The organism is Chitinophaga deserti, from assembly GCF_003149455.1.
Taxonomy (GTDB): Bacteria; Bacteroidota; Bacteroidia; order Chitinophagales; family Chitinophagaceae; genus Chitinophaga; species Chitinophaga deserti.
The window spans coordinates 308065-324438 of sequence record NZ_QFFK01000003.1; the positions used below are offsets into that span (position 1 = coordinate 308065).

Sequence of the window (16374 nt, forward strand, 5' to 3'; positions counted from 1 at the left end):
TGCAAACGAGTAAGGCACAATTTGAATTGAATAAACAGACTAATAGCGATAGCAATGAAAACTTTAAAAGCATTGTTCAAGGAACAATATCATCCTGAAAACTTTTTCCTTATTGCAGGCCCCTGCGTAATTGAAGACGAAGACCTGGTGATGGGCGTCGCCGAAAAGGTTTCCGCCATGTGTAAACGGCTGAACATTTCCTATGTATTCAAAGCCTCCTACCGCAAGGCCAACCGCACTTCCATCAACTCATTCACCGGCATCGGTGATGTGGAAGGGCTGGACCTGTTGCAGAAAGTAGGTAAAACTTTTAACGTACCCGTTACTTCTGATATCCACTCCGCTGCAGAAGCAGCCATGGCCGCTGCGTATGTAGACGTGCTGCAGATACCTGCATTCCTCTGCCGCCAGACAGACATCCTGCTGGCTGCCGCCGATACCGGTAAATTCGTAAATGTGAAGAAAGGGCAGTTCCTCAGCGGCGAGTCCATGAAATTTGCAGTGGAAAAAATCCACCAGGCGGGAAATAACCATGTGCTGCTCACCGAGCGTGGCACTACCTTCGGCTACCAGGACCTGGTAGTGGATTACCGCAACATCCCTGTTATGAAAGGACTCGGTGCGCCCGTGGTGATGGATTGCACACATTCCCTGCAACAGCCTAACCAGCCCGGTGGTATCACCGGCGGTAATCCGCAGATGATCAGCACCATCGCCAAAGCGGCGATCGCTACCGGGGCCGACGGACTGTTCATCGAAACCCACCCCGATCCTTCCTGCGCCAAATCCGACGGGGCCAACATGCTGCGCCTCGATTTGCTGGAGCCGTTGCTGGAAGACCTGGTGCGCCTTCGCGAAGCAGTGTACAAAAAATAAGTACGAAAGAATTGATCTATAACAAGGCAGAGCACACGTGGTTCTGCCTTTTTTACTTTTTAGTTCGCCGGATTTCCATTAAATTCATAGCACACTGATTCGAATTGCTAAGTTTTCAACCCAAAAACACACCGCACTATGATTCATTTGCATGATTTAAAGACAGGCGATCTCGTGCTGGCACAATTTGAGGAACAGTTAAGAGAAGGCAAGGTCCTGCAGGTAGACCGTGAGCTGGGCCAGGCCTGTGTATTGACCGATCAGGAGAACTGGTATGAGCCAGCCGAACTTTTTCCCATTCCGCTCACCACTGAGCAACTGGTTAAACTAAAATTTAAAAAGGCGGAGGAAACAACGATTAACGGCGCGGCGGAAACTTATGTCCGCGGTCCTTTCTCTGTTACGCTTCATAACGGCAGCGATCCCCGCACCATCCTTCATTACCGCGACGAAACCCGGAACATTGCCGGAGCCATCATGGTGCATGAACTACAGAACCACTATGCGGGGATGACGTTGTTCCATCTCGAATAATACAATTCCTTCTTATGCATAAAAAGGGTGGCTGATTACATTCAGCCACCCTTTCTTTTTTGCCTTTATCCCAATCCCAATATTGCATTATTACACCCTCCCCTACCATTTTGCGACAAATCCGGTTTACAGCCTGTTCAAAAGCTAAAAAAGCGGGGCCACCCGAAGGCAGCCCCGCTTTACAAGGAATCATTGCGGCGGAAACCGCAAAAATCTTTATTTGTGCATTAGCTTTACGGTATCCACGGTAGTAACCTGGCCGAGTACAACCGGCACGCCTAATTTAACGGCGGGCAGGAAATTGGTGTCTGTAGGGAGGAAGTGGAGGTTATAGGCACCTGCGGGGATGCCGCGCAGGAGGTAGCCCCCGTTCAGCGAATAGGTGCTGGCAACGGTGTCTGTACCCACAATGGCGAGTACGGCAGCCTGCACACTATCCGGCAATACACCGCCGCGGATGTTACCGCCTACGGCTTCGAGCACGGTGCGGATAACCGGCTTCAGGATGTATTTACCGCTGTTACCCGCTTTTACGATGGACTTGGCCACGTCAAAATCGAGGGTGAGCTTGTTGATGATACCGGCAACTACCGGCTGGTGGATGTTCAGTTTAAGGCCGGATTGCTGGGCGCTGGGCGTGGTGAGGGCAATGCGCTCGCCTTCGTTGGTTATCAGGAAGTTGTTATCCCCGAGTACGAGGCGGATCTGGGAAATTTTACCGGTGGGTATTTCCGCGTCTACCAGCATCGTGTCTTTGTCATTCACAAGATCCAGCAGATTGTAGGCACCTGCTTTTACACCGGGCAGCACAACCCAGTTCTGATCATCAGCATCGGAACCGTTAAAACGGATCTCTTTCACATCGATCCAAACTTCGGCATAGTCTCCCGGATCGTCAGTAAGGGAGATCTGGAGGCGTGCTTTGTCGGGTGCGCCGTTGGAATCTGAATCGGAACAGGCTGCCAGTGTGGCGATACCACCCAGCATGAAGGTGCCGAGGGCGAGGTTTTTCCAGGTTTTTCTCATCTTGATGTTGTTTAATGGTCGAGCATTGTTAGGTCACTCTTACATCTTTGATGGGATCAAACCGGGAAAGTTTAACGAAGCTTTGGGAAATTTTAAAAAAAGAGATCGGGGCCTGTGGGAATCTATAAATACCGGAGGGGGTTTCTGCGGGCGTTGGTGATGTAGTTCTTGATATTCATCCAGAAAGCCAGGATCATGTACACGATGAGGGGTGAGCCCATTGCGAGGAAGGTGGCATAGATGAAGAAAAGACGGATGCGGGAGGTTGCAATGCCGAGTTTCTCCCCGATGGCGGTACAAACGCCAAAGGACTTCCACTCAACAAAATCTTTGACCTTATTCATATATCAAATTTATTACAATCCAGCAAATTTAACAAATGAAATTGGCAACGTTAACAAGAGTTTTAACTTTAAAAAAAGTCTGAAAATGTTTAACTTCGCCGTGCAAATTTTAATGTAACCGCTCTTAAATTATTTATTTCCATGGTGTTTGATATTGACATGATTAAAAAATTGTATGCGGCACTCCCGGGTAAAGTGGAAGCTACCCGTAAGTTGTTGGGCCGGCCGCTTACACTGGCAGAAAAGATCCTTTACGCGCATTTGTATGAACCGACTACTACACCTTACGAAAGAGGGAAATCCTATGTGGAATTTGCTCCGGACCGTGTAGCGATGCAGGATGCAACCGCGCAGATGGCTTTGCTGCAATTCATGACCTGTGGCCGTGATCAGGTTGCCGTTCCGTCTACCGTTCACTGCGATCACCTGATCCAGGCGAAAACCGGCGCAGCGCAAGACCTTGCCACTGCTATCGACACCAATAAAGAAGTTTACGAATTCCTCTCTTCTATATCCGACAAATACGGCATCGGTTTCTGGAAACCCGGCGCCGGTATCATTCACCAGGTAGTACTGGAGAACTACGCGTTCCCCGGTGGTATGATGATCGGTACAGACTCCCACACTCCTAACGCAGGTGGTTTGGGTATGCTGGCCATCGGCGTTGGCGGTGCTGACGCGGTGGATGTAATGGCAGGCCTCGCATGGGAGCTGAAAATGCCTAAACTGATCGGTGTGAAACTGACAGGTAAACTCAGCGGATGGGCTTCTCCGAAAGACGTAATCCTTCGCGTTGCCGGTATCCTCACCGTGAAAGGCGGCACCGGCTGCATCGTGGAATACTTCGGCGAAGGTGCCGACTCCATGAGCGCTACCGGTAAAGGCACTATCTGTAACATGGGTGCTGAAATCGGCGCTACCTGCTCCGTTTTCGCTTACGATTCCCGTATGGCTGACTACCTGAAAGTTACCGGCCGTACCGAAGTTGCTGCCCTGGCAGACGGTGTGCGTGAGCACCTCCGTCCGGATGACGCAGTAGCTGCTGATCCTTCCAAATTCTACGATCAGGTTATCGAAATCAACCTCGACGAACTGGAGCCTTATGTAAACGGTCCCTTCACTCCGGATCTGGCATGGCCTATCTCTAAATTCGCTCAGGCTGTTAAAGAAAACAACTGGCCCGAAAAGCTGGAAGTAGCCCTCATCGGTTCCTGCACCAACTCTTCTTACGAAGATATCTCCCGTTCCGCATCTCTGGCGAAACAGGCTATCGATAAAAACCTGGAAGTACATTCCGAGTTCACCATCACTCCCGGTTCCGAACTGGTACGCTACACCATCGAAAGAGATGGCCTGCTCGCTACCTTCGACCAGATCGGCGGTGTTGTACTGGCAAACGCCTGCGGCCCCTGTATTGGTCAATGGGCCCGTCATATCGACGATCCCAACCGCAAAAACTCCATCATCACTTCCTTCAACCGTAACTTCGCCAAACGTAACGACGGCCTGGCCTCTACCCATGCTTTCGTGGCATCGCCTGAGATCGTGACTGCACTGGCTATCGCCGGCAGCCTCACCTTCAACCCGCTGACCGATAAGCTGAAGAACCGTGATGGCCAGGAAGTGAAACTGGACGAGCCTAAAGGTTATGAACTGCCTCCGCAGGGCTTCGACGTGAAAGACGCCGGATACCAGGCTCCTGCTGAAGATGGCACCGGTGTTCAGGTAGTAGTATCCCCTTCTTCCGACCGCCTCCAGCTGCTGGAAGCTTTCAAAGCATGGGAAGGTACCGACCTGAAAGGACTGAAGCTCCTCATCAAAGCCAAAGGCAAGTGTACTACCGACCACATTTCCATGGCGGGTCCCTGGTTGAAATACCGCGGCCACCTGGACAATATCTCCAACAACATGCTCATCGGTGCGCTGAATGCGTTTAACGATAAGACCGACACCGTGAAGAACCAGCTGACCGGCGAATACGGCGCAGTACCTGCTACGCAGCGTGCATACAAAGCCGCTAACATCGGCTCCGTTGTTGTGGGTGATGAAAACTATGGTGAAGGTTCCAGCCGCGAACACGCAGCTATGGAGCCCCGTCACCTCGGTGTTCGTGCTATCCTCGTGAAATCTTTCGCGCGTATCCACGAAACCAACCTGAAAAAACAAGGGATGCTTGCGCTGACCTTTGCCGATAAAGATGATTACGAGAAGATCCAGGAAGATGATGTGATCGATATCGTGGGCCTCACTGAATTCACACCCGGCTCTACGCTGACGGTGGTATTGAATCACAAAGACGGCACGAAAGATTCCATCATTGTGAACCACACCTACAACCAGCAGCAGATCGAATGGTTTAAGGCTGGCGGTGCGTTGAACGTGATCCGCGCCCAGTTCGCAGCGGCAAAATAAAAACTCGCTGAAAAGCATATATTACAGGCCGTTCCTCTCCGGGAACGGCCTGTTTTTTGTTCCAAACACCCCAAAATCCTGCGGCTATGCAACCAGACGCAATCAGGAAACACTGGATGACACTTAATCAACGGTGCGGAAGCCCTGCGGCCACGGCACGTCATGAGATCGACCGGCTCATACTCCGGTATTCCACCTTCGGGCGGCATTATCACAACCTCGATCATCTTACCGACCTGCTGGCCCTCCAGCATCAGTATGCTCCGCTGATTCTTGATAATGACTCCCTGCTCTTCGCGATTTACTTCCACGACAGCGTTTACCAGCCCAAACGCAACGATAACGAGCTTAAGAGCGCAGAAGAGGCCATCTTCTACCTCCGGAAGGCCGGCGCCCCTGTAGAGCGCCAGGATAAGGTATATAGCTACATATTAGCTACTGCAGGGCATCAGCCCGCTCTCTCCGATCCGGATCTGGATTATTTCCTTGACTTCGACCTTTCCATACTCGCCGCCACACCCGACCGTTATAAGCTGTATGCCAAAAACATCCGGCGTGAATACCGGATGTATTCGTGGCTGGAATATCGTAACGGCCGAATCAAGGTATTGCAGCACTTCCTTTCCATGCCGCATATTTACCGCACGGAGCTTTTCCGCGGGCAATACGAGCTGCGGGCAAGGCAAAACCTGGAAAGAGAACTGGAAAAATTATGATCCGAAAATTGGCTTCTTCAGCCCGAACCGGCGCACTATACTGAACCGGAGATTACCCGCGCCAAAGGTCTGATAAGCCCTGGCCACAGGAGCGCTGCCGCGCGTGGAAATATCCACATAATGAACACCCACATAGTATTTAGGGGAATTGTACCCTGCCGCAATACGAAGGGTATTATTGAGCTGCCATCCAATACCATGCTCTTTAGCACGGCCATCGTTGAAAGAAAGCACGGTGCGGTTTACACCTGCTGCCAAGGCGAGTGAACCGGTGATGAAGAAGTGCTTCGCAATTACAAGCGTATAAGCATATCCGCCGTTAACCGCAAGACTTATGTTGCCCGACCGTGTGAAAGGCAGGCCTTCATAAAAACCTTCCCCGCGCGGTTCTGCAGGTACCAGTGCAGAATCGCCCCGCATCTGCCATGCGAAGATCTCCGCACCTATTAAAGGTGAACCTGCACTCTTCTTCTGATATTCGTTCTGTAAAAATGCCGCGCGGTATGAGAAGCGCTTATCATTGAAAATGTACTGCGCATGCAGTCCGATATTGGTATTGATGATATCCGGGCGGATGCCATCCGCCTTCACGGAAATGGCGTTATCGAAAAAACGCCTGGTCTCGCTATTGTAATAACCCTGGTAATATTGCCCGTAAAAATCCACGACCAGCTTACGGGTGTAGAGATGTGTCTGCAAATCGAGATATTTCGTTTTGCCGTATTTATCGTTGTCGTTGTTAATGAAAGGGAGGTTAAAGCCGAGGTTAAGACCAATGAACTTGTAGTTGAAGCCCACCCCCACATTGTTATTGGCATTTGGGCGGTAAAGCACCTCTTCGTCCAGCTTCCGGTCGTGCATATCGTAGTAATTATACTTCCGGGAACCATAGATGCGTACCGTGAGATCGCGCGTAAGGTCCTGAACATAAGCACTATCGTTCTCTGTACTGAGCCATTTTAATATGCCCTTATCCTGAGCGCGGCAGAGTGCCGGGCAAAGGAACAAAATCCAGCAAATGGCTTTTATCCGGTGCATCATAAGTGTAACAGTGGTCAGGTATACAACAAATCCTTTAATCGGGCAGTTCAATTACTTCGAGATTTTTAATCTCTCCGTTCAGACACTCGAAGCGCACGAGGGTTTTAACCTTGTGCCAGCCCTGCTTACCGCAGGCACCCGGATTAATATGTAGCAATTGCAGTGCCGGATCAGGAACTACTTTGAGAATGTGGGAATGCCCGGTAATGAAAAGGTTCGGCCTTTTCTTCTGAATATGGGGTTTCAGGGCCGGTGTGTATTTAGGAGGATAACCGCCGATGTGGGTCATCCATACCTTTACTCCTTCGCAGATAAAGAGATTGTGTTCGGGATAACGGATGCGGATATCCTGTCCGTCGATATTACCATATACGGCCTTCAGCGGCTTGAATGCCTCCAGCTCGTCGGCAAGTGCTACGTTACCAATATCACCTGCATGCCAGATCTGGTCTACCTGTTCGAAATAACGGAACACCTGCGGGTGGAGGTATCCATGCGTGTCTGACATCAATCCAATCTTCATCCCGCTAAAATATGGAATTAATCGCCCTGCCGAAGGAAATAATTCATCACCGTTTCGAATACAAGCGACGCTGCCAGCTTAGCTGTGCGGTTATCCTGATCCAGTGAAGGGTTGAGTTCCGCGAAGTCGGCCCCGGCCAGTTTACCCGTGCGCAATACGGTACGGAAGCAATCGAGGAAAAGGGCATCGGGCACCAGTCCGTTATAAGCCGTAGCACTTACGCCGGGAGCATATGGCGCGGCAAAAACATCCAGGCAGGTAGTAAGATAAATCCGGTCGTTCCGCTGGATAAAGGAACGGATAGCCCCAACCAGCTGATCGTGGTATTTCTGTTGAAAAAGGCTGGCGGGGAGATAATCGGCACCGAGTGTAGCGGCCGTTTCGAATAATCGGGGTGTGTTGGAGTTCTGCTGGATGCCGAGGGCGAGGTAATGAAAAGGCCGGCCTTCCTGCTTCCTGTCTTCCGCAATCTGCCAGAACCCTGTTCCAGAGCTGGGGCCCTCTGCGCCGGGTTCCCTGAGGTCGAAATGCGCATCGAAATTAATAATGCCCACAGTTTCCTTCCCGAAGTGGCGGCTGATGCCGCGTTCATGCCCATAAGCCACTTCGTGCCCGCCGCCCAGCACTACAGGCAGGTAACCTGCTTTGAGTATATGCGCCACCGTTGCCGAGAGTGCTTCCTGTGCCATTTCAAGCTGGCGGCCGTCGCAAACAATATTGCCTGCATCGGCCAGCACATGGCCTTCAAAATGTACAGGGAAAGAAGAACAAGCCTTGCGCAAGGCTTCCGGGCCAGCTACCGCACCGGTTCGGCCACCGTTGCGGCGTACACCTTCGTCGCATGCGAAGCCGAGAAAAGCAATGCCTTTCTTCCCTGCGGGAAGGGCGGGCAGCGGATGCTGGCTGAGATCGGTAGGCTGCACCAGCTGGTGCCAGCGCTGCAGATCGGGTTCAGTGCCATCGTTTCTGCCCTGCCAGCTGCCGGGCGTAGTTGGTTGGTAACATACAAGGGTCATGGGCTGTGCGGTTGTATCTGTTGATATTGCTAATATCCTGAAAAATCAGATGCGCTCCCCGTTTTTCCACACAAACGAGGGTTTCAGCTTGCCCTGTTGGTAGAGAATCTCTCTGTAGTCGCTACAGGGGTATGCCTGCAGGTCGGCCGCGGAAGAGCGGATGCCCAGTGCTTTTGATGCACGGATGGTTAGCGCTGCAAACACCTCTGCGGCTGAAAGCCTTTCCGCTGCACTCATCACTGCTGCCTGCATGAGCAGATCGCCCATGGGTGCAGAACCGGGGTTCCAGTCGCTGGCAATGGCCACACAGGCTCCTGCATCCAGCAGCTGGCGGGCGGGGGCATATTTCATGCCCAGCCCCATGGAAGCACCCGGGAGTACTACTGCAACGGTATCAGATGCTGCCAGCCTGCGGATGTCTTCCGCATTTGAAGCTTCCAGATGGTCGGCAGACAAGGCTCCGGCTTCCACAGCTACTGCTGATCCACCGCTGGTAAACTGATCGGCATGCACCGTTAATTGGAAACCCATAGCTTTAGCTGCGGCGAGGAAAGGGCGCGATGCTTCAAAGGAAAAAGCAGTTTCTTCCACGAAAATATCTACCCGCTCCGTTAACCGCTCTTCTTTCAGAACGGGCAACAGATCGTTTAATATCCAGCGCAGGTATGCCTTTTCATCCCCGTCAAAATCCTTTGGACGGATGTGGGCCGCCAGGCAGGTAGTGACCAGTGCGGCAGGCGTGTATTGGTCGGCGGTACGAATAGCACGCAGCATTTTCAGTTCCGAAGCCATATCCAGCCCATAGCCGCTCTTTACCTCAATGGTGGTCACTCCTTCCCTTAAATGCCGGTTGGCACGGGCTACTGTATTTTCCATCAATTCCGTATCGGTAGCAGCGCGGGTTTTCGTTACTGAATCCCATATACCACCGCCTGCACGGGCAATATCGAGATACGACTTACCTGCGATACGCATGGCGTAATCGCGGCTGCGCGTGCCGGCAAAACAGATATGGGTATGGCAATCCACAAAGCCCGGCAGCAATACCATAGGCTCGTCTATCTTATCAATTTCTGCAGTGGGATGCGCTTTGCGCAGTTCTTCAAAGTCTCCGCAGGTAACAATATCCCCTGCATCCACCAGCACCCCGCCGTTGGGGATGATGGTGAGCTGCTCGTCGGAGATGGGGCCTTTTTCGGGAAGCCCTGTTAAAGGCAATATCTGGGTAAATGGTCCGATGATTTTCATGTGGATGCTTTTGGAGGTCTTATAATCCCAGTCCGAACTGGTCGCGTACTTCGAGGGCCTTTTCATATCCTGCGTCTGCATGACGGAAGATACCCATAGCCGGATCGTTATAAAGCACGCGCTTCAGGCATTCTTCCGCACGATCAGTTCCATCTGCCAGCACTACCATGCCTGCATGCTGGGAATATCCCATACCTACGCCACCACCATGGTGGAAGGATACCCATGTGGCACCTCCGGCAGTGTTGCTCATCAGGTTCAGCAAGGTCCAGTCGGATACGGCATCAGAACCATCCTTCATAGCTTCTGTTTCTCGGTTGGGCGATGCAACGGAGCCACAGTCGAGGTGATCGCGGCCAATAACGATCGGTGCTTTCACTTTACCCGTTCTCACCAGTTCGTTGAACAGCAACCCTGCCTTTTCACGCTCTCCCATACCGAGCCAGCAGATGCGTGCAGGCAGCCCCTGGAAGGCTACGCGCTCCTGTGCTTTCTGCAACCAGTTGTGCAGCGGTTTATTATCGGGGAACAGTTCCATCAGGGCACGGTCTGTCGTATAAATATCTTCCGGATCTCCGGAGAGGGCTACCCAGCGGAAGGGGCCTTTCCCTTCGCAGAAAAGCGGACGGATGTATGCGGGTGTAAAACCGGGGAAGTTGAAAGCATCTGCTTCTCCCCCCTCCTTAGCGAACTCACGCAGATTATTACCATAATCAAAAGTAACCGAACCCCGGCGCTGCATTTCCAGCATAAAGCCTACGTGGCGGGCCATGCTTTTCAACGACAGTTGTTTATAGCCTGCAGCATCTTTCACCCGCAATTCCGCAGCGGCTTCCAGGCTCATATTATTAGGCACATAGCCATTGATGGGGTCGTGTGCTGAGGTTTGATCAGTGAGGATATCAGGGATGATGTTATCCTTCAGGAGGCGCTCCAGCATATCGCCGGCATCACTTACCAGACCGATAGAAATGGCTTCTCCCTTAGCCTGTGCTTCGCGTACCCAGGCAATGGCTTCGTCGTAGGAATGCGTCATACGGTCGAGGTACTTTGTGTCGATACGTTTCTGCAGGCGCGTGGCGTCTACATCCGCACCGAGGAAGGTAGCACCCGCCATAGTGGCGGCCAGAGGTTGCGCACCGCCCATACCGCCAATACCGGCGGTTACAAGCAATTTACCTTTCAGATCCCCATTGAAATGCTGACGGCCGCACTCCACGAAGGTTTCATAAGTGCCCTGCAAAATCCCCTGTGTGCCGATATAGATCCAGCTGCCGGCTGTCATCTGGCCGTACATCATGAGTCCTTTTGCGCGGAGGTCATTGAAATGCTCCCACGTAGCCCATTTCGGAACGAGGTTACTGTTAGCCAGCAGTACACGCGGTGCCTGGGGATGCGTGCGTACAATACCCACCGGCTTGCCGGACTGTACCAGTAAAGAATGATCATTGTCCAGCGTAAGCAATGATTGAATGATCTGCTGCAATGCTTCCCGGTTGCGGGCGGCCTGGCCGATACCGCCATACACTACCAGCTCATCTGGGTTCTCGGCTACTTCATGGTCGAGGTTATTGAGCAGCATACGGAGCGGTGCTTCCGTTTGCCAGCTCAGCGCATGGAGGTCTGTACCACGGGGGGCTTTATAATGCGGGTGAGCGGCGTATTGGGAGATAAAGTCATTGATATTTTTCATCGTAAGGATTGTTGTGGTGAATGATGGTTAAGACAGACGGAATTTTTCGTGGTACGGACCGTTAAGATCGATACCATGTTCTTTCGCCGCGGCGGTAGCGGTAGCTACAAATGATCCATCGGCGATGATGGTATGCAGTGCGGCGATATCAATGGCGAAGATGCGGTCCTTCTTTGCAAAGGTCACTTTCTCACGGGCGTAAGCATGCAATGCTTCCAGTACGGGCGTGGATCGGAGCGGCCTCCTGAAATCCATGGCCTGTGCGGCATACAGCAGTTCGATGGCAAGGATGTATTCCACGTTACCGATCACCTGGTGGAGCTTGCGGCCGCTGATGGAGCCCATGGATACATGGTCTTCCTGCCCCAGTGAAGTAGGCACACTGTCGGCCGAAGCGGGGAAGCAGAGTGTTTTGTTCTCCGTTACCAGTGCGGCAGTGGTGTATTGCGGGATCATGAAACCGGAATTGAGTCCGGCATCTTCGATGAGCAGCTTGGGTAATCCGAAGCGCCCTTCGATCATCATATAACAGCGGCGGTCGGAGATATTCCCTATTTCCGCGGAGGCCAGCGTGGCGTAATCCAGCGGGAGGGCCATGGGCTGCCCGTGGAAGTTGCCGCCGGAAATGGTATCGTCTGCTGCGAATACGATAGGGTTATCGGTCACCGCGTTCAGTTCAATGGAGGTGAGTTCTTCGAGGTGCTTCCAGGCGGTGCGTGAAGCGCCATGTACCTGCGGCATGCAACGGAGGCTGTAAGGATCCTGCACACGCCCGCAATCTGCATGCGCTGCCATAATGCCGGAGCCGCTAAGTAATGTATTAAGCCGGTGTGCTACGAGCTGGTTACCAGCGTAAGGTCGAATGGCATGCAGGCGGGGATCGAAGGGCTTGTAGGTACCCATGAGGCCTTCCAGCGAAAGGGCACCTGTAAGGTCGGCCGCTTCGAGAATATTATGCATGCGGGCTACAGCACTCACAGCGAATGAGAGGATGAACTGGGTGCCGTTGATAAGTGCGAGACCTTCTTTCGGGCCCAGTACCACCGGTTCTTTACCTTCCAGCTGCAATGCTTCGGCAGCAGGGATGCGCTGGCCTTTGCGGTAAACTTCGCCCAGTCCGATAAGGGGGAGGAAAAGGTGGCTCAGGGGAGCGAGATCGCCCGAAGCTCCTACACTGCCTTTTTCAGGAACCAGGGGAGTGAGGTGCTGATCGATGTGCCATACGATGCGTTCCAGCGTATCAGGAGCCACACCGGAAAAGCCCTGTGCCAGCGCCTGCACTTTGGTGATGAGCATAATACGGGCGATGGTTTCAGGAATGGGAGCCCCCACGCCAACGCTATGGCTTTGCAGGATATTATACTGCAGGGCGCGGGTATCTTCTTCTGATATCTTGGTATCACAAAGTGGACCGAAGCCGGTATTGATACCATAAACAGTGCGGTGTTCCTTCACGATGGCCTGAACATAACCGTAGCTCTGGCGTACGCGGTCCATTACATCAGCATCGAGTACACCGCGGGTAAGACCTTCGGCAATATCCAGCGCGATGCGGGCAGTGAGTTGTTCTTTTCCGTAATAAAAATGCTGGCTCATAAAGAGATTGTTTTGGTGTTGATGTCCACAGCACGGAGGATGCGGGCGGAAAGCGGATCGTCCGCTACCGAGCGTTCCACGGCACTGATGGCTTCGAGTATTTTTTTGCTTTGCGGATCTTCCTGTACCAGTTCTTCCATGGCCTGGCCGATGGCTTTCCAGACGGGGAGCACCTGGTCCAGCAGCGCAGTACCCTTACGGGTAAGCTCTACCAGCTGGCGGCGCCCGTCTTCTGCACAGCGGGTTGTAGTGACCAGCCCTTTCCCTTTAAGGTTGGTGATAAGCTGGCTAACGGCGGAGTGGGAAACCTCCAGTTCCTGGGCAATATCCATCAGGGTGAGCTGCTTCCCTTCGCTGAGGAGGAAGAACAGGGGGAACCAGCTGGCATCGAAGGAGATGCCGGCGTGGGTATAGACTTTATTTACCTCCGCCAGGAAGTACTCGCTGAGGCGCCGGAGGCGGCTGCCGAATATCAGGTAACCAAGTTTGGGATAGAAGCTCATGTAAATTATATAAGTGCTTATATATTTTACAATATTAAAAAATCCTGCGCATACTGCGTAGAATTTTTTTGGCGGATTATTTCCGCTTCACGTCGAACCAAACGGGGGAAACATCTTCCACATCTCCATTGTAGTTGATGTGCAGTTCCTCGCCTTTTTTGATGGCGCGGCGGGTTTTGATGGACATGGTTTCGGCATCAAAGTCCATTTCATACTCACAGTTGGGATCGTAAGCATGGTTATAGATGGAGCAGAACCCGAGGGCCACGCAGGAGCGGGTTTCCTTTACGCCCCAGAGGAAGATGTAATTATGCAGCTTCGTGGTATCAACAGTTTGGGTATCGCTGTTAGACAATACGAGTACTGGCGACACTTCGATGGTGGTACCTGCAGGAATGGCTTCTTTGGTGAAAACACCGCGGCCTTTTTCTTTTGTCTTCTGTATGTACAAATACGGCTTGATCATAAATGAGTTGGGAATAGATAAGCAGGGCGTAAATTAACACTAATACCAACACTAAGCAAAATAAGCCTCCGTCTTATTATTTTTGCGCTATGATCAACTATAACCCTCGCGACTGGTTTACCTTTATTTTTCGCATTCATACGGCAGATACGGTGAAGAAACTCTTCCCCATGTTCATCGCCATTGCCATATACAGTGCCATTATAGCCTGGCTGGAGCTTTATTTCGTAAGGTCTCAGGTGGAGCGCGACCATTTGAAGAATATTTCGGCCATGCACGGCCTCCTTGGTTTTGTGATCTCCATGCTGCTGGTGTTCCGTACCAATACGGCCTACGACCGCTGGTGGGAAGGCCGCAGGCAATGGGGCACCCTGGTAAACAGCAGCCGTAACCTCGCTATGAAACTGAAAGCCATGCTGCCCACAGGGCATCCCGCCGTGGCCTGGTATGCCCATATGATACCTAACTATGCGTTTGCTTTGAAGGATCACCTACGTGGCGAGCATCACCCTGACAAGCTGGAAGATATCCCTGCCGAAGAACTGGAGCGCATGGGCGGCGGTATACATATCCCTAACCGTATGGCAGTACTCATTCTGGAGAAAGCGAATGAGCTGTACCGCCAGCAGGTTATTACCGGTGAGCAGCTCATCACCCTCAATACACAACTGGAATCGTTTACGGATGTTTGCGGCGCCTGCGAGCGTATCAAGAATACCCCTATCCCCTTTTCCTACAGCGTGTTCCTGAAGAAGTTCATCTTCTTCTATGTAATGACCCTGCCCATGGGCTATGTGTTCGGACTGGGTTACCTCGTGGTGCCTATGGTCGTTTTCATATTCTATGTACTGGCAAGCCTTGAGCTGATCGCGGAAGAGATCGAAGATCCTTTTGGGAAAGACGCCAACGATCTTCCCATGGAGAGCATCTCTCTCAATATCCGCCGGCATGTGCAGGAGATCATGCAGTAATTACCTATTTTCGCGCAAGAGTCAGGATTTATGGAAAATGAAGCTTTACTGGAAAAGTTCGAGCAATTGGCCCGCGATCAGCAACCTCAGGAACTACGTGCGTTCCTGGACGATCAGCTTATCACGGACATTGCCGAGCTGATCTATGAAGATCCCGAACAGGGATCACTTATTATCAATAACCTGACGCTCAGCCGTGCTGCGGCAGCTTTCCGCATCCTGGAGTTCCCTACACAGGAAGAGATCATCCGCGACCTCCCTGCTCCCAAAATTGCCGAACTGCTCAACGAGCTGCAGCCGGATGACCGTACCGCCTTCCTCGAAGAGTTACCCAGCCAGGCCGTTCAGGAACTCATCAAACTCCTGGACCCTGAAGAAAGAAAAGTAACCCTCTCCCTCCTCGGATATAAGGAAAACAGTGTGGGCCGCCTCATGACGCCGGACTATATCGCCGCCCGCGCTCACTGGACCGTGGCCAAAGTGCTGAACCACATCCGGATGTACGGTAAAGATTCCGAGACCATCGACGTTATCTATATTATCGATAAACAGGGTAAGCTGCTCGATGATTTCCGGATCAGGGAGTTCCTCCTCGTATCCCCGGAAACCGTAGTGGAAACCCTCATGGACGAACGCTTCGTGGCCCTCAATGTGAACGACGATCAGGAAGATGCCATCCAGACGTTCCGGCTGGAAAACCGTGTGGCCCTCCCCGTTCTGGACGATAACAATGTGATGCTGGGTATCGTCACCATCGACGACATCCTCTGGATCGCCAATGAAGAACATACGGAAGACATTCAGAAGATCGGGGGTACCGAAGCCCTGGATGAGCCTTACCTCGATATGCCGCTCATGCGACTTATCAAAAAACGGGTAGGCTGGCTGGTTATCCTGTTTATCGGGGAAATGCTGACAGCCTCCGTAATGGCGTATTTTGAAGATGAGATCGCCAAGGCAGTGGTACTCGCCCTGTTCATCCCCCTTATTATCTCCAGCGGTGGCAACAGCGGCTCACAGGCTTCCACCCTCATTATTCAGGCAATGGCATTGGGGGAAATCACTATAAAAGACTGGTGGCGGGTAATGCGGCGCGAAATACTTTCCGGCCTTATGCTGGGTAGTGTACTGGGCCTTATAGGCTTCATCCGCATCATTGTCTGGAACCATTTCTTCCATACCTACGGCGATCATACCGTTCTCATCGGTGCCACACTCGGCGTATCACTGATAGGCGTGGTACTCTGGGGAACCTTCTCCGGAAGTATGCTCCCTCTCCTGCTTAAAAAAGCGGGTGCCGACCCTGCCAGTTCAAGCGCTCCGTTTGTAGCCACACTGGTAGACGTGACCGGACTGCTCATCTACTTCTCGGTTGCTTACATGTTCCTCCAGGGAATTCTGCTGTAATG

The 16374-nt window shown here is 52.2% G+C and carries 16 protein-coding genes; 6 read left to right on the forward strand and 10 right to left on the reverse strand.

The window, feature by feature from the left end; all coding sequences use genetic code 11:
* Nucleotides 1–54: 54 nt before the first annotated feature.
* The gene (kdsA, locus tag DEV76_RS08470) at nucleotides 55–876 is read left to right on the forward strand and encodes a 3-deoxy-8-phosphooctulonate synthase (protein WP_109697150.1); all 822 of its coding nucleotides are present in this window, start codon (nucleotides 55–57) and stop codon (nucleotides 874–876) included.
* Nucleotides 877–1014: 138 nt separating this feature from the next.
* Nucleotides 1015–1410 (forward strand): hypothetical protein, encoded by a 396-nt coding sequence (locus DEV76_RS08475; RefSeq protein WP_109697152.1) that lies wholly within the window; start codon nucleotides 1015–1017, stop codon nucleotides 1408–1410.
* A 216-nt stretch (nucleotides 1411–1626) separates the two neighbouring features.
* On the opposite strand, the gene DEV76_RS08480 is transcribed toward DEV76_RS08475, so the two are convergent.
* Both DEV76_RS08480 and DEV76_RS08485 read right to left on the reverse strand, forming a co-directional pair.
* Entirely contained in the window at nucleotides 1627–2436 is an 810-nt protein-coding gene (locus DEV76_RS08480; RefSeq protein WP_232826909.1) for a DUF4382 domain-containing protein, read from the reverse strand.
* Between the two features lie 122 nt (nucleotides 2437–2558).
* Nucleotides 2559–2780, reverse strand: a complete 222-nt coding sequence (locus DEV76_RS08485) for a PspC domain-containing protein (RefSeq protein ID WP_109697154.1) — start codon at nucleotides 2778–2780, stop codon at nucleotides 2559–2561.
* 141 nt (nucleotides 2781–2921) lie between these two features.
* On the opposite strand from DEV76_RS08485, the gene DEV76_RS08490 reads away from it, so the two are divergent.
* Together DEV76_RS08490 and DEV76_RS08495 are read left to right on the forward strand one after the other, a co-directional pair.
* A complete protein-coding gene (locus tag DEV76_RS08490; protein WP_109697157.1) occupies nucleotides 2922–5192 on the forward strand; it encodes an aconitate hydratase in 2271 nt (756 codons plus the stop codon).
* Nucleotides 5193–5278: 86 nt separating this feature from the next.
* Complete coding sequence (locus DEV76_RS08495; protein ID WP_157962786.1) at nucleotides 5279–5908, forward strand: HD domain-containing protein; 630 nt, start codon at nucleotides 5279–5281, stop codon at nucleotides 5906–5908.
* On the opposite strand, the gene DEV76_RS08500 is transcribed toward DEV76_RS08495, so the two are convergent.
* The 8 genes from DEV76_RS08500 to DEV76_RS08535 form a co-directional block, all read right to left on the reverse strand.
* Entirely contained in the window at nucleotides 5903–6949 is a 1047-nt protein-coding gene (locus DEV76_RS08500) for a DUF4421 domain-containing protein (RefSeq protein WP_109697161.1), read from the reverse strand. The genes DEV76_RS08495 and DEV76_RS08500 overlap by 6 nt on opposite strands.
* A 34-nt stretch (nucleotides 6950–6983) precedes the next feature.
* Nucleotides 6984–7472, reverse strand: a complete 489-nt coding sequence (locus DEV76_RS08505) for a metallophosphoesterase family protein (protein ID WP_109697164.1) — start codon at nucleotides 7470–7472, stop codon at nucleotides 6984–6986.
* Between the two features lie 17 nt (nucleotides 7473–7489).
* Nucleotides 7490–8488, reverse strand: a complete 999-nt coding sequence (gene hutG, locus DEV76_RS08510) for a formimidoylglutamase (protein ID WP_109697166.1) — start codon at nucleotides 8486–8488, stop codon at nucleotides 7490–7492.
* Between the two features lie 45 nt (nucleotides 8489–8533).
* Nucleotides 8534–9736 (reverse strand): imidazolonepropionase, encoded by a 1203-nt coding sequence (gene hutI, locus DEV76_RS08515; RefSeq protein WP_109697722.1) that lies wholly within the window; start codon nucleotides 9734–9736, stop codon nucleotides 8534–8536.
* 19 nt (nucleotides 9737–9755) lie between these two features.
* The gene (hutU, locus tag DEV76_RS08520) at nucleotides 9756–11429 is read right to left on the reverse strand and encodes a urocanate hydratase (protein ID WP_109697168.1); all 1674 of its coding nucleotides are present in this window, start codon (nucleotides 11427–11429) and stop codon (nucleotides 9756–9758) included.
* Between the two features lie 27 nt (nucleotides 11430–11456).
* Nucleotides 11457–13025, reverse strand: coding sequence for a histidine ammonia-lyase (hutH, locus tag DEV76_RS08525; RefSeq protein ID WP_109697170.1), 1569 nt, complete (start codon nucleotides 13023–13025; stop codon nucleotides 11457–11459).
* A complete protein-coding gene (locus tag DEV76_RS08530) occupies nucleotides 13022–13528 on the reverse strand; it encodes a MarR family winged helix-turn-helix transcriptional regulator (RefSeq protein WP_109697172.1) in 507 nt (168 codons plus the stop codon). Before DEV76_RS08530 ends, hutH begins: the two co-directional genes overlap by 4 nt.
* A gap of 76 nt (nucleotides 13529–13604) precedes the next feature.
* Nucleotides 13605–13994 (reverse strand): SET domain-containing protein, encoded by a 390-nt coding sequence (locus DEV76_RS08535; RefSeq protein WP_109697174.1) that lies wholly within the window; start codon nucleotides 13992–13994, stop codon nucleotides 13605–13607.
* Between the two features lie 89 nt (nucleotides 13995–14083).
* On the opposite strand from DEV76_RS08535, the gene DEV76_RS08540 reads away from it, so the two are divergent.
* Together DEV76_RS08540 and mgtE are read left to right on the forward strand one after the other, a co-directional pair.
* Nucleotides 14084–14965: a bestrophin family protein gene (locus DEV76_RS08540; protein ID WP_109697176.1), complete on the forward strand. Its 882-nt coding sequence runs from the start codon at nucleotides 14084–14086 to the stop codon at nucleotides 14963–14965.
* 30 nt (nucleotides 14966–14995) lie between these two features.
* Nucleotides 14996–16372: a magnesium transporter gene (gene mgtE / locus DEV76_RS08545; RefSeq protein ID WP_109697178.1), complete on the forward strand. Its 1377-nt coding sequence runs from the start codon at nucleotides 14996–14998 to the stop codon at nucleotides 16370–16372.
* The last annotated feature ends 2 nt before the right edge of the window (nucleotides 16373–16374 follow it).